Origin of the sequence: Streptomyces sp. NPDC097640 (genome assembly GCF_040302705.1) — a bacterium.
Classification (GTDB): domain Bacteria; phylum Actinomycetota; class Actinomycetes; order Streptomycetales; family Streptomycetaceae; genus Streptomyces.
Genome location: NZ_JBEOSB010000019.1, coordinates 59,261 through 80,211, shown reverse-complemented (window position 1 = coordinate 80,211; position 20,951 = coordinate 59,261). Strand labels below are relative to the sequence as shown.

Annotated in this window: 17 protein-coding genes; 7 read left to right on the top strand and 10 right to left on the bottom strand. The window is 71.0% G+C overall.

The window, feature by feature from the left end; all coding sequences use genetic code 11:
* Positions 1-2: 2 nt before the first annotated feature.
* The 4 genes from ABTY62_RS28015 to ABTY62_RS28000 are packed head-to-tail and all read right to left on the bottom strand — an operon-like array spanning position 3 to position 5,568.
* Complete coding sequence (locus ABTY62_RS28015) at positions 3-905, bottom strand: carbohydrate ABC transporter permease (RefSeq protein ID WP_352132176.1); 903 nt, start codon at positions 903-905, stop codon at positions 3-5.
* Complete coding sequence (locus ABTY62_RS28010; protein WP_352132175.1) at positions 898-1,890, bottom strand: carbohydrate ABC transporter permease; 993 nt, start codon at positions 1,888-1,890, stop codon at positions 898-900. Before ABTY62_RS28010 ends, ABTY62_RS28015 begins: the two co-directional genes overlap by 8 nt.
* On the bottom strand, positions 1,887-3,176 hold the full coding sequence (locus ABTY62_RS28005) for an ABC transporter substrate-binding protein (RefSeq protein WP_352132174.1): 1,290 nt from the start codon (positions 3,174-3,176) through the stop codon (positions 1,887-1,889). The genes ABTY62_RS28010 and ABTY62_RS28005 overlap by 4 nt, the downstream gene beginning before the upstream one ends.
* 52 nt (positions 3,177-3,228) lie before the next feature.
* Entirely contained in the window at positions 3,229-5,568 is a 2,340-nt protein-coding gene (locus ABTY62_RS28000; protein WP_352132173.1) for a beta-xylosidase/alpha-l-arabinosidase, read from the bottom strand.
* Between the two features lie 254 nt (positions 5,569-5,822).
* On the opposite strand from ABTY62_RS28000, the gene ABTY62_RS27995 reads away from it, so the two are divergent.
* Together ABTY62_RS27995 and ABTY62_RS27990 are read left to right on the top strand one after the other, a co-directional pair.
* Entirely contained in the window at positions 5,823-6,845 is a 1,023-nt protein-coding gene (locus ABTY62_RS27995; RefSeq protein ID WP_352132172.1) for a LacI family DNA-binding transcriptional regulator, read from the top strand.
* 48 nt (positions 6,846-6,893) lie between these two features.
* Positions 6,894-7,892, top strand: a complete 999-nt coding sequence (locus ABTY62_RS27990; protein WP_352132171.1) for a LacI family DNA-binding transcriptional regulator — start codon at positions 6,894-6,896, stop codon at positions 7,890-7,892.
* Positions 7,893-7,929: 37 nt separating this feature from the next.
* Here ABTY62_RS27990 and ABTY62_RS27985 read toward each other — a convergent pair whose 3' ends face one another.
* Entirely contained in the window at positions 7,930-9,255 is a 1,326-nt protein-coding gene (locus ABTY62_RS27985) for a YncE family protein (protein ID WP_352132170.1), read from the bottom strand.
* Positions 9,256-9,651: 396 nt separating this feature from the next.
* Here ABTY62_RS27985 and ABTY62_RS27980 point away from each other — a divergent pair, with 396 nt between their 5' ends.
* From ABTY62_RS27980 to ABTY62_RS27960, 5 genes are all read left to right on the top strand, one after another.
* On the top strand, positions 9,652-10,578 hold the full coding sequence (locus ABTY62_RS27980; RefSeq protein ID WP_352132169.1) for an endo alpha-1,4 polygalactosaminidase: 927 nt from the start codon (positions 9,652-9,654) through the stop codon (positions 10,576-10,578).
* Positions 10,579-10,702: 124 nt separating this feature from the next.
* Complete coding sequence (locus tag ABTY62_RS27975; RefSeq protein WP_352132168.1) at positions 10,703-11,767, top strand: PP2C family protein-serine/threonine phosphatase; 1,065 nt, start codon at positions 10,703-10,705, stop codon at positions 11,765-11,767.
* 66 nt (positions 11,768-11,833) lie between these two features.
* Positions 11,834-13,063, top strand: coding sequence for an ATP-binding protein (locus ABTY62_RS27970; protein ID WP_352132167.1), 1,230 nt, complete (start codon positions 11,834-11,836; stop codon positions 13,061-13,063).
* Positions 13,060-14,139: a TPR domain-containing protein gene (locus tag ABTY62_RS27965; protein WP_352132166.1), complete on the top strand. Its 1,080-nt coding sequence runs from the start codon at positions 13,060-13,062 to the stop codon at positions 14,137-14,139. The genes ABTY62_RS27970 and ABTY62_RS27965 overlap by 4 nt, the downstream gene beginning before the upstream one ends.
* Positions 14,136-15,374 carry a cysteine desulfurase-like protein gene (locus tag ABTY62_RS27960; RefSeq protein WP_352132165.1) on the top strand — a complete coding sequence of 413 codons (1,239 nt, stop codon included), beginning with the start codon at positions 14,136-14,138 and terminating at the stop codon, positions 15,372-15,374. Before ABTY62_RS27965 ends, ABTY62_RS27960 begins: the two co-directional genes overlap by 4 nt.
* A gap of 11 nt (positions 15,375-15,385) precedes the next feature.
* On the opposite strand, the gene ABTY62_RS27955 is transcribed toward ABTY62_RS27960, so the two are convergent.
* From ABTY62_RS27955 to ABTY62_RS27935, 5 genes are all read right to left on the bottom strand, one after another.
* Positions 15,386-16,153: an SDR family oxidoreductase gene (locus ABTY62_RS27955; RefSeq protein ID WP_352132164.1), complete on the bottom strand. Its 768-nt coding sequence runs from the start codon at positions 16,151-16,153 to the stop codon at positions 15,386-15,388.
* Positions 16,154-16,221: 68 nt separating this feature from the next.
* The gene (locus tag ABTY62_RS27950) at positions 16,222-17,226 is read right to left on the bottom strand and encodes a sugar-binding transcriptional regulator (RefSeq protein WP_352132163.1); all 1,005 of its coding nucleotides are present in this window, start codon (positions 17,224-17,226) and stop codon (positions 16,222-16,224) included.
* 69 nt (positions 17,227-17,295) lie between these two features.
* Positions 17,296-18,801, bottom strand: a complete 1,506-nt coding sequence (locus tag ABTY62_RS27945; protein WP_352132162.1) for a sugar ABC transporter ATP-binding protein — start codon at positions 18,799-18,801, stop codon at positions 17,296-17,298.
* Positions 18,802-18,835: 34 nt separating this feature from the next.
* Positions 18,836-19,801 carry a sugar ABC transporter substrate-binding protein gene (locus ABTY62_RS27940; protein ID WP_352132161.1) on the bottom strand — a complete coding sequence of 322 codons (966 nt, stop codon included), beginning with the start codon at positions 19,799-19,801 and terminating at the stop codon, positions 18,836-18,838.
* Positions 19,802-19,908: 107 nt separating this feature from the next.
* On the bottom strand, positions 19,909-20,922 hold the full coding sequence (locus tag ABTY62_RS27935; RefSeq protein WP_352132160.1) for an ABC transporter permease: 1,014 nt from the start codon (positions 20,920-20,922) through the stop codon (positions 19,909-19,911).
* Positions 20,923-20,951: the final 29 nt, after the last annotated feature.

Genomic DNA, 20,951 nt, shown 5'->3' with positions numbered 1-20,951 from the left:
GGCTATTTGAGTGCTCCTGTCGTGATGCCGCTGCGCCAGTACCGTTGCAGCGTGAGGAAGAGGACGACGAGGGGGATGGTGCCCACCAGGGATCCGGAGATGACGATCCGGACGAGATCGGGCTCGCTCATCGCGTTCTTCTGCCAGGAGTAGAGCCCGAGGGTGACCGGCCAGAGCGACTGGTCGTTGAGGACCAGCAGCGGTAGGAGGAAGTTGTTCCAGATCGAGATGAAGGCGAAGAGGAACACGGTGACCAGGCTCGGGAGCAGGATCCGCAGGACCACCGTGAAGAAGATGCGGATGTCGTGGGCGCCGTCGATCCGGCCGGCCTCGAGCAGTTCGTCGGGGACGGCGGCGCTGGCGTAGATCCGCACCAGGAACACCCCGAAGGCGCTGGACAGGCTGGGCAGGATCACGGCCCAGTAGGTGTTGATGAGCCCGAAGGAGTTGAGGATCAGATAGGTCGGCAGGGCGAGCACCGTCCCGGGGATGAGCACGCCGCCGAAGATGAGGCCCGTGATGGCGTTGCGGCCGCGGAAACGGTACTTGGCCAGGGCGAACCCGCACAGGGCGGCCAGGAAGGTCGAGCCGAGGGCGCCGCCTCCCGAGTAGATGAGCGAGTTCAGCAGCCACTGCCGGAAGACGCCGTCGCGGTAGGCGAACAGGTCCTTGAGGTTCTTGAAGAGGTCGAAGTCCGAGAACCAGAGCCCGAAGGTGGTGTTGAGGTCGGCCGTCGACTTGGTCGACGCGATCAGCATCCACGCGATCGGGATGAGGAAGTAGAGGGTCAGCGCGACGATCGTCGCGGTCAGGATGAAGCGGGTGGACAGCGGCGCGCGGTCCCGCCGTGCCCCGCTCGTCCGCGGCGCGCGGGGGCGGCCGCGGCGGGTGGTGGTGTCACTCATCGGGATTCCTTCTCTGGAGCATGCGCAGGAAGCCGAAGGACAGCAGGAACGCGCCGATGGCGATGATGACCGCGACGGCGGCTGAGTAGTACGGCTGGTTGGACCCGAACGCGAGGTTGTAGACGATCATGTTCGGTGTGTAGTTGTACGTCACGTTGTTGGTGATCGTGCGCAGCACCGTCGGCTCGGAGAACAGCTGGAGCGTGCCCACCACCGAGAACAGTCCGGTGATGAGAATGGCCGGGGCCACCAGTGGCACCTTGATCCGCCAGGCGATCTGCCAGTTGCTCGCGCCGTCGATGCGGGCCGCCTCGAACATGTCGCGCGGGATGGCCTGGAGCGCGGCGAAGATGATGATCATGTTGTAGCCGGTCCACTGCCAGGTGGCGACGTTCGCGATGGACCACAGGACGTTGTCCTTGGAGAGGAAGTCCACATGGGCGCCGGCACCGTCGAGGAAGTCCACGACCGGACTCACCCCGGGCAGATACAGGAAGGCCCAGACGATGGACGCGATGATCCCCGGCACCGCGTAGGGCAGGAACGCGGCGAGCTGGAACAGCCCGCGCATCCGGATGACCGCCGTGTCGAAGATGAGCGCCATCACCAGCGCGAGGCCCAGCATGACGGGCACCTGGACGAGGCCGTAGAGCAGGACGCGTCCGACCGACTCGAGGAAGTCGCCGTCGGTGAGGGCCTGGGTGTAGTTGTCCAGGCCGACGAAGATGACGTTGGGGGTGTCGAACCCCAGTCCGCCCGACTTCTCGACGCCGTGGAAGCTCTGCCACAGCGCGTAGAACACCGGCACCAGGTGGAAGACCACGAAGAAGGCCAGGAACGGGACCACGAACGCCCACGCCGTTTTCCAGTCGGCGCCGAAGCGGCGTTTGTTGCGGCGCGACGCCGAGAGGCGGGGCGGGTCCCCCGCCTGCTCGGCCCCGTTCCCCGGGCCCCGGGTGGCCGGGTCGAGGGTTGGCGCGGTCATCGGACGGACAGGCCCTTCCGCTTCAGCTGCGACCGGGTCTCGCCGTCGACCTTCTTCATCGCGTCGGGCAGTGTCGTCGACTTGTTGATGACGGACTGCATGGCGTCATTGAGGTAGTTGGTGGTGTCGGTCATCGTCGGGCCCCAGGTCCAGGGGGTGGACTGGGCGCTGCGCACCGTGAACACCTCGCTGGGCACCTGGCCGCCGAAGTAGGGGTCGGGCTTCTTCAGCTCCTGGATCTGCTGCCCGGTGTCGGACGCGGGGAGGACGTCGACCGCCAGAAGCTTGGCGCTCTCCTTGCTGGTGTTCAGCCAGGTGATGAACTTCATCGCCGCGTCGGCCTTGTCGGTGACGCTGGTCAGGGCCGTCAGGGAGCCGCCCCAGTACACCGGGGCGGTGTCGCTCTCCGACCACTGCGGCAGCGGGGCGACGGCCCACTTGCCGGAGAGGTCGGGGGCGTTCTCCTTGAGCGCCGAGCCGCCCCAGGCCGGGCCGATCCAGGTCAGGTACTTGCCCTGGGCGAGCCCCTTGAACCAGGTGGGCTGCCAGTGCTGATCGCCCTTGGCGTATCCCTTGTCCAGCATCTTCTGCCAGTACTCGGCGACCTTGAAGGTGGGCTGGTCGTCGAGGTCCACCTTCCAGGCGTCCTTGTCCGTGCCGAACCACTGGGCCTTGGCGTTCCACGCCAGGGAGGCCAGCCAGGCGCCGCCGTTGGCGGGGAAGGCCGTGGTGTAGGCCTTGGGGTGGGCCCGCTTGAGCTTCTCGGCGGCCGTCATGTACTCGTCCCAGGTCTTGGGGGCGGCCAGGCCCGCCTCCTTGAAGACGTCGGACCGGTAGTAGAGCACCTGGGTGCCGATGTCCTGCGGCACCCCGTACACCTTGTCGTTGACCTTGACCTGGTCCCATACGGCGGGCTTGAACCGCGACTTGATGTCATCGGTTTGGCCCGTGATGTCCTTGAGGTCGCCCGCGATGATCGTCGAGGTGAGGTTGGGGTAGTCCACCTGGGTGATGTCCGGCGCCCCGTCCTTTCCCTTGATCGCGGCCTGGAGCTTCGGGTAGAAGTCCGAGGTGATCGACTGGAACTTGACGTGGATGTCGGGGTGGGTCTTGTTCCAGAGGGCGACCGGCTTGGACATGTCCGACCACCCCCAGAAGACGATGGTCTGCTTGCCGGAGGAGCCGCTGTCGGAGGATCCGGACGAGCAGCCGGTGAGGACGAGGGCCAGGGCGGCGGCCGCCGCGGCGAGGCCACGGGAGCGGAGGCGTGCTGCTGAGTGCGACATGATGACAACTCTTCATTGAGTGTTCGCGGACGGGTGGACTGTGCCGGGGAGGTCAGGCACCGGTGGGGGGCGGCGGGTTCGGGGAGATGTCGGCCGTGCTGAGCCGGGGCTCGGCGCCGGTCACCAGGTGGGTGTCCCCGACCAGGCGCACGGTGTGTTCGAGGATCACGTCGCCCGCGTCGCGCCGGACGCTGACGCCGATGTCGCCGGGCTCGACGATCCGCACCCCGTGGCGGTCGGTGAACGCCAGCAGCCGGGTGGGGACCGTGAAGTGGACCCGCGCCGACTCCCCGGGCCCGAGGGGGACCCGGGCGAAGGCGACGAGCTGGGCCAGCGGGCGGGTGACCGAGGCCACGGGGTCGCTCGCGTACAGCTGGACGACCTCGGCGCCCTCCCGGTCCCCGGTGTTGCGCACGGTGACGGCGCAGCGGATCGCGTCGGCGATGTCGACGGTCTCCGAGTCGACCGTGAGGTCCTCGTAGTCGAACCGGGTGTAGCCGAGGCCGAATCCGTACCGGACGGGCGGCGCGGTGTCGATGTTGGTCACCGAGCTGGCGGCGCCGAGCGGGGGGTGCAGATAGCTGTAGGGCTGGGCGCCCGCGCCGCGCGGCAGGCTCATGGGCATCCGGCCGCTCGGGTTGACCCGGCCGCTCACCACCCCGGCGATGGCGCCCGCGCCCTCCTCGCCGGGGAAGAAGGCCTGCACGACGGCGGCGGCCGAGTCCAGGAGCCATTCGATCGCGTAGCCGCGCCCGGTGAGCAGGACCACGACGGTCGGTGTGCCCGTGGCGAGGACCGCCTCGACGAGGGCCCGCTGGGCGCCGGGGAGTTCCAGGTCGTCGGCGTCGCAGCCCTCTCCGCTGGTCCCGCGCCCGAAGAGGCCGGAGCGGTCGCCGACCACGACCACGGCCACATCGGCTCCGGCCGCGGCGGTGGCCGCGGCGGGGATGCCGTCCGTGGTCCCGTCGTCGACGCCGGTGCCCTGCTCGGTGACGATGTCGGCGGTGGCGAACTCGCGGCGGAGGGCGTCCTCGACGGTCTCGACGCGGAGTCCGGCATCGTGCTCCGGGTGGTGCGGCATGACGTGGTTGATGAACGAGTAGCAGCCGAACATGGCGGACACGGAGCGGGCGTTCGGGCCGATGAGGGCGATGCGCCCCGGGGTGGCCCCGGCGCCGCCCAGCGGCAGGACGCCGTTGTTGCGCAGCAGCACCACGGAGCGTTCGGCGAGGGTCGCGGCCAGCGCGCGGTCCTCTTCGGTGTCCACGTCGGCGGCCGGCCCGGGCCCGGGGTGCCAGTCGGGGTCGAGCAGGCCCAGCTCGGCCTTCTGGCGCAGCACCCGCTCCAGCGCGCGGTCCACGACGTCCATGCCGAGCCGGCCGTCCGCGATGCGCTGCTTCAGGGGTTCCAAGTAGGTGACGCCGGTGGGGAGTTCGATGTCGATCCCGGCGGTGATGGCCTGGGCCGCGGCGTCCCCGCCGTCCTCGGCCACCCGGTGCAGGGTCTGGAGGAACGCCACGGCGAAGTAGTCGGCGACCACGGTGCCGGTGAAGCCCCACTCCTCGCGGAGCGTCCCGGTGAGGTGGTCGGCGCTCGCGGCGACGGGCACTCCGTCGATCTCGGCGTACGAGTTCATCACGGAGCGCGCTCCGGCATCCCGTACGGCCACTTCGAAGGGGAACTCCAGGATGTCGCGGACCTCGCGCGGACCGGCGTGCACCGGTGCGAGGTTGCGGCCGGCGCGCGAGTCGGAGTAGCCGACGAAGTGTTTGAGGGTGGCGGCGACCCCGGCGCTCTGGAGGCCCCGCACATACGCGGCGCCGGTGACCGCGACATGGTACGGGTCCTCGGATATGCACTCCTCGACCCGGCCCCAGCGCATGTCGCGGATCACGTCGAGGACCGGCGCGAGGCCCTGGTGGATACCCAGGCCCGCCATGGTGCGGCCGATCCGCGCCGCCATGCGCTCGACGAGCGGCGGATCGAAGGTGGCGCCCCAGGCCGGTGGGACGGGGTAGGTGGCCGCCTGCCACGCGGCAAGCCCGGTCAGACACTCCTCGTGCACGATCGCGGGGATCCCGAGCCTGGTGTTCTCCCTCAGCCACCGCTGCTTGGCGGCCAGGGTGGCCAGGCCCTCCCGCGGGTCCAGCGGCCTGGTCCCGTAGTGCCGGGTGATCTGGCCGAGGCCGTGTGCGGCGAAGTCGGCGAAGCTCTGCTCGACGGTGTCCATGGCGTCCTGCAACGGGGCCACGGCGCCGCCCTCTCGGTCGACTCCCTGCCAGAGGCCGACGAGTTGGGCGAGCTTCTCGTCCAGCGTCATCTCCGCGATCAGCTCGCGGACTTCGGGTCGGCCGTGGCCGGCCCCGATCGTGTCGTCATCGATGGCGGACACCCATCACATCCCCCCTGCTCGGCGGGCGAACCCGCGGTTCTCATCACGATGGCTCCGCAATTACCCGCAAAACTTTGCGGAACTTCTGCGACCGAGACGCTAAGGCGGGGTAAAAACGACTGTCAATACAGGTGGATCGAAAGCGCGGACCACAGGCCGTTTGCATGGGGTCCTCGCGGAATATTCCAACAAATATTGCGGGAATTTGCGGCAGGGCAGTACTGTCGCGATGCCCTACGGGAGGGAAAGGCAGCATGACCACGCGCCCAACGATGGCGGCCGTCGCCGAGGCCGCGGGGGTCTCGGTCTCCACGGTGTCCCGGGTGCTCGCCGACAAGCCGGACATCTCGGAGGAGACCCGCGCCCGTGTCACCCGGGCCGCACACGACACCGGCTATCTGCACCGCAAGGGGCGCCGCAAACAGCTCGGCGGCATCCTGGACGTCCTCATCGAGGGGACCACCTCGCCCTGGGCTGGGGAGCTCATCGCCGGGGCCCAGCACGCCGCGTTCAGCCTCGGGTACACCCTGGCGCTCACCGCCACCGGCCATCCCCGGTTCCGCATCAGCGACTGGCTCGAGGCGCGGCGCTCGCGCCCGTCGGACGGCATCGTCCTGGTCCTCTCCCGGGCGCGCCACGACGAGATCGCCGCGCTGGCCGGGCTGCCGGCGCCGCTGGTCCTGCTCGACCCGGTCGGCACCAGCGAGCCCACGATCCCGACGGTCGGGGCGACCAACTGGTCCGGTGGCGCGGCGGCCACGCGCCATCTGCTGGAACTCGGCCACCGGCGCATCGGGTTCATCGGCGGCCCCGCCGAGATCCAGTGCACCAGGGAGCGGCACGAGGGCTATCTCGCCGCGCACCGCGAGTTCTCCCTGGCCCCCGACCCGGCGCTGACGCGGTACGGCGACTTCCTGCTGACCGGCGGCACGGGCCACGGGGCGGCGCTGCTGGACCTTTCGCAGCCGCCGACGGCGATCTTCGCCGGCTCCGACACCCAGGCGGCCGGGGTGTACCAGGTGGCCCGCGCGCGGGGGTTGCGGGTGCCGGAGGACCTGTCGGTCGTCGGCTTCGACGACACGATGATCTGCACCATGCTCGCCCCGCCGCTCACCACCGTCCGTCAGCCGCTGGCGGAGATGGGGGGCGAGGGGGTGCGGCTGATCGCCCAGGAGCAGTCGCGGCAGGGCTCGTCGGCCGGCCGCAGGATCGAGTTGGCGACCACGCTCGTGGTGCGGGACAGCACCGCGCCACGCACGGCCCGCGACGGGGTCTGACAGCAAGACGGGGTCCGACAGCAGGACGACTGGTGGGAGGAGCAGGCGATGAGTGTGCGGCCCGCAGTGCGCATGGCGACCGTGGCGCAAGCCGCGAAGGTCTCGCAGAGCGCCGTGTCGAAGGTCCTCAACGGGCGGCCCGGAGTGTCGCCCGAGGTCCGGCAGCGCGTCCTGGACGCGGTGCGGGCCACCGGCTACGAGTGGCGCCGCCGCGCACCGAGACACGGCTCGGTCGAGGTGGTGTTCGGCTGTGTGGCCAGCGCCGTCAACGCGCCACTGCTGCGCGGCCTGTCCCGGGTGCTGCGCTCCTCCGGACGCGCCCTGACGGTGAGCCACGCGGATGACGACGGGGACTGGCTGGAGTCACTGCTCGCGCACCGCCCGAGCGGCATCGTCCTGGTGCTCTCCCCGGTCGCGCCTGCGGTCGCGGAGCGGCTGGCGCGGTCCCGGGTCCCCGCGGTCGTCCTGGACACCATCGGCGACGCGCCGCCCGGGATGAACACGGTCGGGGCGACCCAGTGGCGGGGCGGGTGGCTCGCCGCCCGCCATCTCACCGGCCTCGGCCACCGACGGATCGCGCTGATCTCCGGGCCTCTCGAACTGACCTGTTCCCGGGCGCGGTTCGGCGGCTATCTCGCCGCGCTCCGGGACGCCGGGGTCCGGCCCGACCGCGATCTGATCCGCGCGGTGTCGTTCCAGACCGAGCCGGCCAGACGCGCCGCCCACGCCCTCCTCGACGGGTGGGACGCCCCGACGGCCTTCGTCACCGGCAACGATCTTCAGGGTCTCGGCGTCATCGAGGCGTGTGTGGAGCGTGGGCTGCGCGTCCCCGAGGATGTGTCGGTCGTCGGCTACGACGACATCGACGCCGCCGTGTCCGCGGCCCCGGCGCTGACCACCGTGCGGCAGCCGTTCGAGGAGATGGCGGCCGAGAGCATCCGGGTGCTCGACGCGGTCACCGACGATCCGGGGCCGGCCCCGATCCGGCTCGACATGTCGGTGGACCTGGTCGTCAGAAGGTCGACCGGGCCGGTGCGCCGGGACTGACCGCGCCCCGGGACCGGCCCGCCGCCGTACACCGCCGCTACGGGGCCTGCGGGCCGGTCCAGTCGGCCGCCACATGGCCGATGCGCACCCGCTGCGGATGGTCGCCGACCGCGACGGACGCGACCTTCCGCCCCGTCGCGAAGTCGATCGCGGTGACCTGGTCGGCGCCGCTCTCGGAAACGACGCAGGACTTGCCGTCGCCGCTCACCGTGGCCCAGTACGGCTTGGAGGTCGGCACCAGCGGGCCCTCCTGGAAGCTGTCCCGGTCCACGACGGTGGCGTAGTCGTCCATCGTCCCGGCGACGCACAGCTTCTTCCCGTCCGGGCTCATCGACAGTCCGTGGTGGCGGGAGTCGTTGACCCAGGTGGTGCGGTCCTCGCTGGTCGCGGGGTTCTTCGGGAGCGTCTTGGCGCGGGTGATCTTGTCGGTGGCCACGTCGTACTCCAGGAAGCCGTTGAAGAAGGACACCTGGAAGTAGAGCTTGGACTCATCGGGGCTGAAGGCCACCGGCCGGACGGCGTCGGAGAGGTCCTGGCGGCCGAAGGCGTCCAGCCGGTCCCGCATGTCGATGACCTTGACCTGCTTGTAGGTGTTCGCGTCGACCACCGTGATGTGCCGGTCGCCCTTCGTCCAGTCCATCGACGGATCGTCCAGCGCGGTGTTGACCTCGCCGATCGACATGTTCCACAGATACTTCCCGCCGTCCGTGTAGACGTTCTCGTGGGGCTTGTCGCCGGCGGAGAACGACCCGAGCTGTCTGCCCGTCTCGATGTCGAGGACATGCACCGTGTTCGACGTCGAGGCGGACACCGCGACGCGCTTGCCGTCGGGCGACACGGCCATGTGGTCCGCCCGGAATCCCGACACCGGGAAGCGCCATCTGACCTTGCCGGTGGCGAGGTCGATGGACACCACGTCGGCGAAGCTCGGCCGGGAGACCACGACGGCCGACCCGTCCGGGGTCGAGTACATGTCGTCGACGAACTGGTCGTGCCCCTCCCCCGGACCCTGCCGGATGCCGAGGAAGAACGCGAGCTTGATGGGGTTGAGATAGATCTCCGTGAGGCGCTGGTCCTTGTCCGGTATGACGTTGATCCGGCCGATTTTCGCCAGGTCGCCGGTGGACTTGATGACGTCGGCCGTGCCGTCCCAGTTGTTGCCCACGAACATCACCTCCCGCAGCCCGGCGGCGTCGGTGCGCGCGTCGCCCGACGCAGACGCCGTCGCGGTCGCGGTCGCGGAACCGGTCACCGCGAGCACCACGGCGGCGGCGAGGGAGAGGAGGGTGCGTGCGGGCCCCCGGCGCGCGGAGCCGCTCGGGGAGAACACTCGCCGGGTACGCCCGGCTGCGCGGACAGGCATGATGGTTCCTTCCAGACGGCCTTCCAGAGGCCTTGCGGACGGCGGGGAACGCCACTTCCGGGCCCGGTCGTGAACATGGCAGCGGGCTGCCTACTGGAAAGTAATGAAGCGGGGTGCAACCCACAAGACTCGGGGGCGGAAAAAATGACACACCCTCAACTTCGCCGCGGCGGCCCCCGCACGCGTCGTGTGGCCGCCCAGGTTGCCACTTGACGCTCGATCAAGCCGATCATTACATTCGGGTACGCCGAAGGCTCCCCGGAGCCCGGCACCGAGAGCGACGCACCCAGCCGGTAACTGATGTCACCCATCACCAGCCCGGCATCGGTCGCCAGGATCTAAGCGGTCTTGGGTAGGTCCGAGGCGGGGTCAGCGTCCACGCACCTGGGAAAGCAGATGTCTCTACGCAGCGCCTTCTCCGCCCGCCAACCGCTGTCGGGCGCGGTGCTGGTGACCCTGATCGGCATCGTCGCCCTCTTCACCGTCATCGGGATCGCACACGCGGGCCCGGAGGACACCCCACGGACGAAGAAGGCCACCAAGGCCCCGCAGGCCACCGCCTCCCCCGAGGCCGAGCGCGCCGCTTCACCGGACGGTGTCACGCTCCCGCCGACCGACGGCGGCAACTTCGACTACCAGATCAGCGAGCCGTACACCCCGCCCGACGGGGTGAAGGTCGTCAGCAGGGACCGCGAGGCCCCGCCCGCGGCGGGCCTCTACAACATCTGCTACGTCAACGCCTTCCAGGCACAGCCGGACGCCGAGGGCGACTGGGACTCCGATCTGCTGCTCAGGGACGACAACGGCGACGTGGTGATGGACGAGGACTGGGGCGAGGCGCTCCTCGACATCGGCACCGCCGACAAGCGGCGCCGGATCGCGGACACGGTCGGGGACTGGATCGACGGCTGCGCCAAGGCGGGCTACCAGGCCGTCGAGCCGGACAACTACGACAGCTACACCCGCTCCGAGGGGCTGCTCACCGACGACGACGCCATGGCGTTCATCAAGCTGCTGGCCGACCGCGCGCACGACGCGCACCTGGCCATCGGCCAGAAGAACACCCTGGAGCTCGCCTCCCACCGCGAGGACCTGGGTCTGGACTTCGCCGTCGCCGAGGAGTGCGGGCAGCAGGATCCCCCCGAGTGCGGCGACTACGCCGAGGCCTTCTCGAAGGTCATCATGATCGAGTACACGGACTCCGCGCTGGACACCGCCTGTGAGGGCTCACAGCAGCCCGGGGTCGCCATCGTGCGCCGCGACGTGGACGTGTCCACGCCGGACGACGACGGCTATGTGCGCAGGACCTGCGACTCCGTGTGACCGGACGCCCCGCTGCCCCGGGCCCGCGGGCCGGGCGCCGGGGCGGCAACGGGTGTAAGCAGGAGATATGCGCGTTCGGCACGGTTCCGCCCCTCCGGCCGGTCCACGGCGGTGGAACCGGGCGTTGCTCGCCATTCCGCTCGGACTCATCGTGGCGATCTCCGTGCTCGACGTGCAGACGCCCAAGAACATCCACCTGAGCCCGTTCCTGATCGCGGCGCCCGCGATCACCGCCTCGTTCGCGGGCGCCGCGGCCACCGGCGCGATCGGGATTCTCGCCGTGGTGGCCCAGGTGATCATCGGCCAGTTGCAGGGCGGTCTGACGACCGCGAACCACGAGGCGCAGGTCGGCACCCTGCTGGTGATCACGGCGCTGGTGACGGGCTTCCGGCTCGCGACCGACGTACACCAGCGCAAGCTCACCCAGGTGCGTTCGGTGGCCGAGGCGGCCCAGCAGGTGCTGCTGCGGCCGCTGCCCGACCGGCTGGGGCCGCTGCGGATCGCCTGCACCTATCTCGCGGCCGAGGAGGGAGCCCGGATCGGCGGGGATCTGTACGCGGCCGTGGCCACCCATGAGGCGGCCCGGCTGGTCATCGGAGACGTCCGCGGCAAGGGGCTGGCCGCCATCGGTGACGCGTCGGTGATGATCGGCGCCTTGCGCGGGTCCGCCTACCGGAATCTCTCGCTGCCGGCCGTCGCGGCACACCTGGGCAACGCGATGCGCTGGAACTGGGACCACGGAGGGAGGGAGGGCTCGGACCCTGATGAATCATTTGTGACCGCCCTGGTGCTGGACGCCTACGACGACCGCCCGCTCGCCGGGCTGGTGAACTGCGGACACCCCCCTCCGCTGCTGGTGCGGGACGGGGAGGTCCGCACGCTGGAGATCTGCGAGCCCGCGCCACCGCTGGGGCTGGCCATGACCTGCGAGAACGACTACAAGGCGGAGACCTTCGGCTTCGAGGAGGGCGACCTGCTGGTCCTCTACACCGACGGCCTCATCGAGGCGCGGGACGCCACCGGGACCTTCTACCCGCTCACCGAGCGCGTCGCGGCCTGGACGGGGGACGGCCCGCTGTCGCTGGCCCGCTATCTCCAGGACGATCTGCTCCGGCACACCGGCGGCCTGGTGCACGACGACGCGGCCACCGTCGTGATCGCCCGGGGACCCTCCGCCACGGACACCTGACCGACCGCGGACGCGGATCAGGGGGAGGTGATCACCCGCGCGGCTCGCCTCCGTAGAGTGTGCGCCATGTCGGAGGACTCGCCCCTGATCCAAAGCCTGCGCACGGCTGTCGCGGCGGCGCCCGGCGACGTACCGCTGCGGCTGCATCTCGCGGAGTTGCTGCTGACCGCCGGACAGCAGGACGCGGCCGTCACCGAGGCCGCCGTCGCCCTTCAGCACGCGCCCGGCGACCCGCAGGCGCGCGAGCTGATGGCCCGCGCCATGGGGGCACCCGTGCTTCCCCAGCAGAGCGCGCCCCGGGCCGGCTTCGACTGGCGGGCCGCCGAGGACCAGGTCGGCGATGTGGTGCCGCCCCGGTTCGTGGAGACCCCGCTCACCGCCGACGGCAGCGGCGACCCCGGGGACGCCGCCGCCTGGGAGGTGGCCGCGCCCGGCACCGTACGCCTGGCGGACGTCGGCGGCATGCGGGAGGTCAAGGAGCGTCTGGAGGCAGCCTTCCTCGCCCCGATGCGCAACCCCGAACTGCGCAAGCTGTACGGCAAGAGCCTGCGCGGCGGACTGCTGCTGTACGGCCCGCCCGGCTGCGGCAAGACCTTCATCGCCCGCGCCGTGGCCGGAGAGCTCGGCGCCGGCTTTCTGTCGGTGTCCATCAGCGATGTGCTCGACATGTGGATCGGCAACTCCGAGCGCAACATGCACGAGGTGTTCGCCACCGCCCGCCGCCAGGCCCCCTGTGTGGTGTTCCTCGACGAGCTGGACGCCCTCGGCGGCAAGCGCAGCCGCACCCAGAACAGCGGTATGCGCAACACGGTCAACCAGCTGCTGACCGAGCTGGACGGCATCGACGCCCCGGCGAACGAGGGCGTGTTCGTGCTCGCGGCCACCAACGTCCCCTGGGACGTGGACATCGCCCTGCGCCGCCCCGGCCGTCTGGACCGCACCCTGCTCGTGCTGCCGCCCGACGCCGCCGCGCGCGAGGCGATCCTCCGCTACCACCTGCGCGACCGGCCCATCGAAAGCATCGATCTCGGCAAGCTCGCCAAGGCCACCGACGGCCTCTCGGGCGCCGATCTGGCCCATGTGTGCGAGGCCGCGGCCGAGACGGCGCTGCTCGACTCGGCGCGCACCGGCACCGTGCGCATGATCGGCATGCGGGACCTGCTCGACGCGGCGAAGTCCGTGGTCCCCTCCACCGAGCCGTGGTTCGCGGCCGCGCGCAACGTGGCCATGTTCGCCAACGAGGGCGGGATGTACGACGACCTGCTCGCGTATCTGAAGAAGCGGCGGAAGCTGTGACCACGCACCCGGCCCTCGAGCGGGCCGAGGCGCTCATCGAGCTGAAGCGGTACGACGAGGCCGCGGCCGTGCTGGGCGGCCGCCTGGCCGAGGACCCCGACGACGTACGCGCCTGGGTGAAGCTCGGCCGCTGCCAGGTGGCGGCGCGCCGCGTCGAGGAGGCGCTGACCACGCTCGGCGAGGCGCTCCGGCGCGCCCCCGAGGACATCGGCGCGCTGTGCGTCTACGCCCAGGCCCTGCGCCGCGCGGACCACCTGGAGCAGGCGGAGCGCTGGCGGAAGGCGGAGGGGGCGCTGCGCCAGGCGCTGCGCGTCGACCCTCAGAACGGCTATGTGCACGCGCTCCTCGGCGAGTTCCTGATGTACTACCCCACCCGCCGCGCCGAGGCCCTGGCCCTGGCCAAGGAGGCGGTGCGGCTGGACCCGGAGAGCGTGGAGGCGTACCAGGCGCTGTGGCGGACCGCCGGCGCCGCGGGCGAGACCGAGACCTACACATGGGCGCTGCGCCAGGTGCTCCGCCTGGACCCCACCGACAACCAGGCCCTGTATCTGGTGAGCAGCCAGGAGGCCCACAGGCCGGGCACCACGGCCGCGCAGGCCGCGGAGGTGTACGCCGACGCCCTGGCCGCCGCCCCGGACAACACCGGGCTGCGCCACGACCTCGACCGGGCCACCTACCGGCTGCTGCGCGGTGTGCGCTGGCTGGCGCTGATCTGTGTGGCGGCCGCGGGCGTCATGGTCGACCTGTTCCCCGAGGACGGCGAGGCGGCGCGGGACCTGCCGGTGCCGCTCGGCAACCGGCTGTGGGTGCTGGTGGTGATGGCGGCGGTGTGGGGCTTCGGCGCCTGGCGCCGCTACCGCAGGCTGCGCTCCGGCGTCCAGCTGAACGTGCAGTCCCTGGTGCGCCGGGGCCGCTGGGCCCGCGTCGTGCTCGCCCAGGCGGCCTGGGCGATGCTCTGCGCGCTGCTGATCTCGCAGGCGCCGTGGACGGAGCGGTCCGTGCCGCGCATTCTCTTCTGGGCGGGGCTGATACCCACGCTGGCCACCGTCTGGTTCGACCGGAGGAAAACACCATGAGCGCCCCCGACAACAACTCCGGCAGCGGCTACGACATCGGCGCCGTCCGCCGGCAGTTCCCCGCCCTCGAGGCCGGCTCCGCACACTTCGACGGCCCCGGCGGCACCCAGACACCGCTGCCCGTCATCGAGGCCATGTCCGGCGCCCTGGCCAACCCGCTGTCCAACCGCGGCACCGTCACGCCCGGCGAGCGCAACGCCGAGGCCACCGTGGCCGACACCCGCCGGGCGCTCGCCGACCTGCTGGGCGCGGACCCGTCGGGCATCGTCTTCGGCCGCAGCGCCACCCAGCTCGCGTACGACGTCTCCCGCACCCTCGCCAAGACCTGGCGGCCGGGCGACGAGATCGTGGTGACCCGGCTGGACCACGACGCCAACATCCGCCCCTGGGTCCAGGCGGCGGCCGCGGCCGGCGCCACGGTCCGCTGGGCCGACTTCGACCCCGGGACCGCCGAGCTGGCCCCCGAGGCCATCGGCGCCGTGCTCTCCGACCGCACCCGTCTGGTCGCGGTGACCGCCGCCTCCAACCTGCTCGGCACCCGGCCGGACATCCCCGGAATCGCCCGGCTCGCACACGGGGCCGGGGCCCTGCTGTATGTCGACGGCGTCCACTACACCGCCCACTCCCCCGTCGACGTCGGGCGGCTCGGCGCGGACTTCTTCGCCTGCTCCCCGTACAAGTTCCTCGGCCCGCACCACGGTGTGCTGGCCGCGCGTCCCGAACTGCTGGAGACCCTCCACCCGGACAAGCTGCTGCCCTCGACGGACGCCGTCCCCGAGCGCTTCGAGCTGGGCACCCTGCCGTACGAGCTGCTGGCCGGCACCCGGGCCGCCGTCGACTTCCTGGCCGGGCTCGGCCCCCGGCGGGACGGCCCCCGCCGGGAGCGGCTGGTCTCCGCGCTCACCGCGCTGGAGGCGTACGAGGACGCCCTGCGGGCGCGGATCGAGGCGGGGCTGGCCGGCCTGGAGGGGATCACCGTCCACTCCCGCGCGGCCGACCGCACCCCCACCCTGCTGCTCACCATCGAGGGCCGCAGCACCGTCGACGCCTACCGCTATCTGGCCGCCCGGGGCGTGGACGCGCCGTCCGGCTCCTTCTACGCCCTGGAGGCGTCCCGCCGGCTGGGTCTCGGCGACACCGGAGGGCTGCGCGTGGGCCTCGCGCCGTACAACGACACCCGGGACGCCGACCGGCTGCTGGAGGGGCTGTCGGACTTTCTGCGCGGCGCGGGCTGACCCGGCGCGCGCTACCAGCAGGTCACGCCTCCGTCGACGATGAGATCGGCGCCGGTGACAAAGCTCGCGGCGTCGCTCAGCAGGAACACCACGGGCCCGACCATCTCGTCGACCGAGGCCATCCGCCCCAGCGGGGTGTCGGACTCGAACTGCCTGACCCGCTCCGCGACCTCGGCGCGCAGGTTCATCGGGGTGGCGGTGTAACCGGGGCTGACGCTGTTCACCCGGATCCCGCGGTCGCACCACTCCGTGGCCAGGCTCTTGGACACGTGCATCACGCCCGCCTTGGAGGCGTTGTAGTGCGCCTGGAGCAGTCCGCGGTTGGCGATGGTGCCGGACATCGAGGCGATGTTGACGATGGAACCGCCGCCGCCCCGGAGCATGGCGCGCGCCTCGGCCTGGCAGGACAGGAACACGCCGGTGAGGTTCACGTCGATGACCTTGTTCCACTGTTCGACGGGCATGTCCTCGGCGGGGGCCGCGTTGGCGATGCCCGCGGCGTTGACGGCCAGCCGCAGCGGCCCGAGGTCGCGTTCCACCGCGGCCACCGCTTCGGTGAGTTCGTCGGACCGTGTGACGTCGGCGGGGAGGGCGACCGCCCGCCGTCCGGTCTCCTCGACGGCCGCCACGGTGCCGGCCAGATCGCTCCCCGGCAGGTCCAGGCACCCGACGTGCGCTCCCATCTCGGCGAGCCCGATCGCCAACCGGCGGCCGATGCCACTGCCGGCTCCCGTGACGATGGCGACGCGGTCGTCGATCCGGAAAGAAGGTGCGGCCATGGGTTCTTCCTCCATTGTGCGTAACAGCTGTGGCCTCGCCCGCGGCGGCCGCGGAGTGGTGTCCCCGGTCAGCCGGCGAGCCGTCGGGCGATGCCCAGGTCGGTGATCAGGACATCGACCCAGCCGCCGCTCACCGCCGCGTTGATGGCGGCGTACTTGCGGTCGCCGCCGGCCACCGCGATGCGGCGCGGGACGGCTCGGTAGGCGTCGGGGTCGATGCCGATGACGCGGTCGTTGAGTTCGGTGTCGAGCAGCGTGCCGTTCTCGTCGAAGAAGTGCAGACAGATGTCGCCCACGGCGCCGAGGTCGCGGAGCCGCTCCTGGTCTTCGAGCGAGAAGATGTTGCCGCTGCGGCGCAGCAGCGGCGACGGTTCGAGGCTGCCGATGCCCACGACCGCGATGGTGAGGTGTTTCCAGGCGTCGGCGACGCTGCTGACCTTGGGGTCGGCGAGTATGGCGTCGCGGACCGCGGGGCTCGCGACGACGCCGGGGGCCGACATGAAGACCGGTTCGGCGCCGGTCGTCTCGGCGAGCCGCCCCATCAGGCGGGTCGCCTGGATCTGGACCTGCGGGTCGCCCACGCCGCCCATCAGCTGGACGACCTCCTCCAGGGACCGCTTGCCGGGGCGGGACCGCATGGCCTCGACGGCGGCGAGCAGCGTGGCGCTCCAGGACGAGATGCCGAGCCGGTCGCCCTCCAGGAGCGTGGTCTCGAGGTAGACGGCGGTCGCCGCCCCGAGGGCCGGGATGACCTCGTCCCCTTCTCCCTCGACGTCGACGACCACGACGTCGCGCAGCCCGTAGCGGCTCGCGATCGTCTCCTCGAGGTCCGCGAAGACGCCTTCCGGCGGCACCACGATGGTGCGGACGATGCCGACCTTGGCCGCCTGGGCGAGCAGCCGGGAGACACGCGCCTGGGAGATGTGGAGTTCCTCGACGATCTGCGCCTGCCGCATGCCCTGTTCGTGGTACAGGCGTGCGACCCGTGTCATCAGGCGCAGTTGCTCATCGGCCGTCGCCATGCGGGTGGTGCGGCGGTTCACCGGCTGACCGGTGCTGCTGCGGGGGTCCATCGTGTCCTTTCAGGCAGGCCCATCGGGCGTCGGGAGCCGCCGCGAGGCGTGCCGGCGGCTCCCGATGCATCATGCCGTGGCGAGGCGCATGACGGCGACGTCCGTCGCCTCCTCCGCGGGCAGGATGCCCTGTTGCCGCCCCCGGCTGAGGACGAGCACCCGGTGGGAGAGGCCCAGCACCTCGTCGAGGTCGGAGCTGACCACGACGACCGCCATGCCGGACCTGGCCAGGTCCGCGATGACCTCGTAGATGGCGGCGCGCGCCCCGACGTCGATACCGCGGGTGGGCTCGTCGAGGATGACCACCTTCGGTTTTCGCTCCAGCCACTTGGCGATGACGACCTTCTGCTGGTTGCCGCCGGAGAGCGTCCGTACGGGCTGCTCGGCCCGCCCCTTCACGGTCATCAGCTTGATGGCGGCGGTGGCGACCTCGGTGACGCGCCGGGGTGTCAGCCAGCCGCGGCGGGCCACCCGGTCGAGGTTCGGCAGCGCCACATTGTCACCGATCGACAGGTCGAGCACGGCTCCCTGGCCCTTGCGGTCCTCGGGTACCAGGGCGACGCCCGCCTCGATGGCGTCCCGGGGCCCGCGCAGCCGCAGGACCCGTCCCTCCACCGACACCGTTCCCGCGGCCACCGGGTCGACGCCGGCCACGGCCCGCACGAGTTCGGTGCGGCCGGCCCCGACGATGCCCGCGATGCCGAACACCTCGCCCTCGCGCACGCCGAAGGACACGTCCCGGAACGACGGGTTGGTGAGGCCCCGGACGGTGAGGACCTCGCGCCGCCCGGGGGCCCCGGTGTCCGGGAAGATGCGCTCGACGCTGCGCCCCACCATCTCCTCGACCAGCCGTGTCACGGGCACCTGGGCGGTCGCGTGGGCGGCGACGCGCTGTCCGTCCCGCGTCACCACGATGCGGTCACAGATCCGGGCGATCTCCTCGAGCCGGTGGCTCACATAGATGAACGACACGCCTTCGCGGCGGAGGGCGTCGATGCGCTCGAAGAGATGGTCGGTCTCCTCGCTGCCGAGCGCGGCCGTCGGCTCGTCGAGGATCAGGAGTTTCGCGTCGAGGGTGAGCGCCTTGGCGATCTCGACCTGCTGCTGCGCCGCGACCCGCAGCGTGCGCACCAGCCGGGTGGGCGCGATGTCCAGGCCGAGCCGCCGCAGCTGCTCCGCCGCCCGCCGGTTCATCTCGGCCCGGTCGATGCGCCCGCCGCGGACCAGCAGCCGGCCGAGGAAGACGTTCTCGGCGACCGTCAGGTCCGGGAGCAGACGCATCTCCTGGTGGATGAGGCCGATGCCGTGGCTGATGGCGTCCCCGGGCGACTTCGGCTCGTAGGGCCGTCCCCGCCAGAGCATATGGCCGGTGTCGGAGGGGAACGACCCGGCGACGATGTTGGACAGCGTGGACTTGCCCGCGCCGTTCTCGCCGAGGAGGGCCACCACTTCACCAGGGCGCACATCGAGGTCGATCCGGTCGAGGGCCTGGGTCACGCCGAAGCGCTTGGACACTCCCCGGACCACCAGACCCTGGTGGGTCCCGTCCTCCGGGGGCCGGCCGACGTTCGTCATGGCGAGGTCCTGCCTTTCGGGTTCCTTGCCGCGCTCAGGGGTGGCTCTTGAGGTACTGGTCGGCCTTGGCCGTGTCGGCCTTGGTGAGGAGGTAGGCGGGCTGGAGCTGCGTGGCCGGGACCTTCTTCTTGTCCAGGATGTCCAGCGCGGTGTCCACGGCCATCCGGCCCATCTTCTGGGTCTGCTGGACCATGGTGGCGTCGATGGTGCCCTTGCGGACGGCCTTGATGCCCGCGAAGTCGCCGTCGAAGCCCACGATCAGCCGCTTCTTCCCGCCGGCGCCCTTGGCTGCCTGCGCGGCGCCGAGCGCCATCGCGTCGGCCTGGCCCCACATGATGTCGATGCCGGGGTGCGCCTGGAGCATGTCCTGGGCGACCGAGTACGCCTTGTCCTGCGCCCAGTCGGCGGACTGCTGGGAGACCACCTTGATGCCGGGCGACTCGGCGAGCGCCTGCCCGAACCCCTTCTGCCGGTCCACCTGGGGCGTGGTGCCGATCTGGCCCTGAAGTACGGCGAGTTGGCCCTTGCCGCCCTTCTGCTTGCTCACCCACTCGCCGAGTGTTTTGGCGGCGGCCACGCTGTCGGTGGCGATGAACGACTCGCCCGGCACGTCCGGCGGGTTGCGGTCGACCGTGACGACGGGGATGTGCGCACGGTTCGCCGCCTTCACCGGCACACCGGCCGCCGTGGCCCCGGCCGGGATGTAGATGATGGCGCTGACCTGGCGGCTGATGAAGTCCTGGATCTGGTTCACCTGGGTGGCCGCGTCACCGCGGGCGTCGGAGACGATGACCTTGATGCCCTTCTTCTTGGCCTCGGCCTCGACGGACTGCTTGATCTGGTTGAAGAAGTCGGCCTGGAGGTTGGCCACGGCCAGGCCGATGGTCACCGGCTTGCCGTCGGCGGTCTTCGCTCCGGCGTCCTCGCCGCGTCCGCAGGCGGCGGCGCCGAGCGCGAGGGCGGCCACGACACCGGTGGCGATCACACGTGGGGTCTTCATGAGAACTGCTCCTTCGGGAACGGATCCCGGCGACTCGGGGGAGGTGGTTGCTGAAACAAGAGGAGATGGGCTGAGGACGGAAGAAGGAGAAGAAGGACCTGTGGTGGTCAGCGCGAATCGCGTCGGCGCAGCACGTCGAGCATGACGGCCAGCGCGATCACCACGCCGATGACGATCTGCTGGACGAACGGGGAAACCCCGAGCAGATTCAGACCGTTGCGCAGGACTCCGATGATCAGGACGCCGAAGAGCGTTCCGCTGATGGAGCCGACGCCGCCGCTGAGGCTGGCGCCTCCGATCACGACGGCGGCGATCGTGTCGAGCTCGTAGCCGGTAGCGGCGCTCGGCTGGGAGGAGTCCAGGCGCATCGCGAGGAAGACCCCCGCCGCGCCGGCGAGCAGACCGGTCACGGTGTAGACGAGCACCGTCCGCTTCCGCACGCTGATCCCGGCGAGCCTGGCGACCTCGGAGCTGCCGCCGATCGCGTACAGCTCTCGCCCGCCGGACCGGTAGCGCATATACGCCCACCCCGCCGCGTACAGCACGACAAGCACGAAGGTGGTGAAGGTGAAGATGCCGAGGTAGCGGGTGGTGGAGAGGTTGCCGAACCAGTCGGGGAAGCCGACGATCTGCTGTCCGTCGGTGATGACGTTGGCCAGGCCGCGGGCGACGGACATCATCGCCAGGGTGGCGATGAACGGCGGGAGTCTGGTGAACGTGATGCCCAGCCCGTTGGCCAGTCCGCACGCTCCCCCGACGCCGGTGGCGACGATGGCGCTCAGCCACAGCGGCCACCCCTGGTCGTGGGAGAGCCAGCCGAGCACCATGGTCGCCAGGGCGAGCACCGCGCCGACCGACAGATCGATGCCTCCCGTGACGATCACCGCGGTCATGCCGAGGGCGAGCAGCCCCAGGATCGCCGTCTGGTCGACGATGTTGAGCAGGTTGTTCTGGGTCAGGAAGTACGGCGTCGCTATGTAGAAGACGACGCACATGGCCAGCAGGCCGAGGGCGGGCCCTCGTGATCCGGTGAGCAGTTCCGTCGCCCAGGACGGTACCCGCAGGCGCCGTTCGCCCGGTTGGGCGTCAACGGGCGTCGCGGCGTCGCTGGTTGCACTCATCAATACCTCCGAGTATTGACATTTCTCTA

Coding starts and splice junctions, on each gene's coding strand:
- ABTY62_RS28005 (WP_352132174.1), bottom strand. CDS start 3,176: ATGTCGCACTCAGCAGCACGCCTCCGCTCCCGTGGCCTCGCCGCGGCG.
- ABTY62_RS27995 (WP_352132172.1), top strand. CDS start 5,823: ATGACCACGCGCCCAACGATGGCGGCCGTCGCCGAGGCCGCGGGGGTC.
- ABTY62_RS27980 (WP_352132169.1), top strand. CDS start 9,652: ATGTCTCTACGCAGCGCCTTCTCCGCCCGCCAACCGCTGTCGGGCGCG.
- ABTY62_RS28010 (WP_352132175.1), bottom strand. CDS start 1,890: ATGACCGCGCCAACCCTCGACCCGGCCACCCGGGGCCCGGGGAACGGG.
- ABTY62_RS28015 (WP_352132176.1), bottom strand. CDS start 905: ATGAGTGACACCACCACCCGCCGCGGCCGCCCCCGCGCGCCGCGGACG.
- ABTY62_RS27935 (WP_352132160.1), bottom strand. CDS start 20,922: ATGAGTGCAACCAGCGACGCCGCGACGCCCGTTGACGCCCAACCGGGC.
- ABTY62_RS27955 (WP_352132164.1), bottom strand. CDS start 16,153: ATGGCCGCACCTTCTTTCCGGATCGACGACCGCGTCGCCATCGTCACG.
- ABTY62_RS27990 (WP_352132171.1), top strand. CDS start 6,894: ATGAGTGTGCGGCCCGCAGTGCGCATGGCGACCGTGGCGCAAGCCGCG.
- ABTY62_RS27950 (WP_352132163.1), bottom strand. CDS start 17,226: ATGGACCCCCGCAGCAGCACCGGTCAGCCGGTGAACCGCCGCACCACC.
- ABTY62_RS27970 (WP_352132167.1), top strand. CDS start 11,834: ATGTCGGAGGACTCGCCCCTGATCCAAAGCCTGCGCACGGCTGTCGCG.
- ABTY62_RS27985 (WP_352132170.1), bottom strand. CDS start 9,255: ATGCCTGTCCGCGCAGCCGGGCGTACCCGGCGAGTGTTCTCCCCGAGC.
- ABTY62_RS27960 (WP_352132165.1), top strand. CDS start 14,136: ATGAGCGCCCCCGACAACAACTCCGGCAGCGGCTACGACATCGGCGCC.
- ABTY62_RS27940 (WP_352132161.1), bottom strand. CDS start 19,801: ATGAAGACCCCACGTGTGATCGCCACCGGTGTCGTGGCCGCCCTCGCG.
- ABTY62_RS27945 (WP_352132162.1), bottom strand. CDS start 18,801: ATGACGAACGTCGGCCGGCCCCCGGAGGACGGGACCCACCAGGGTCTG.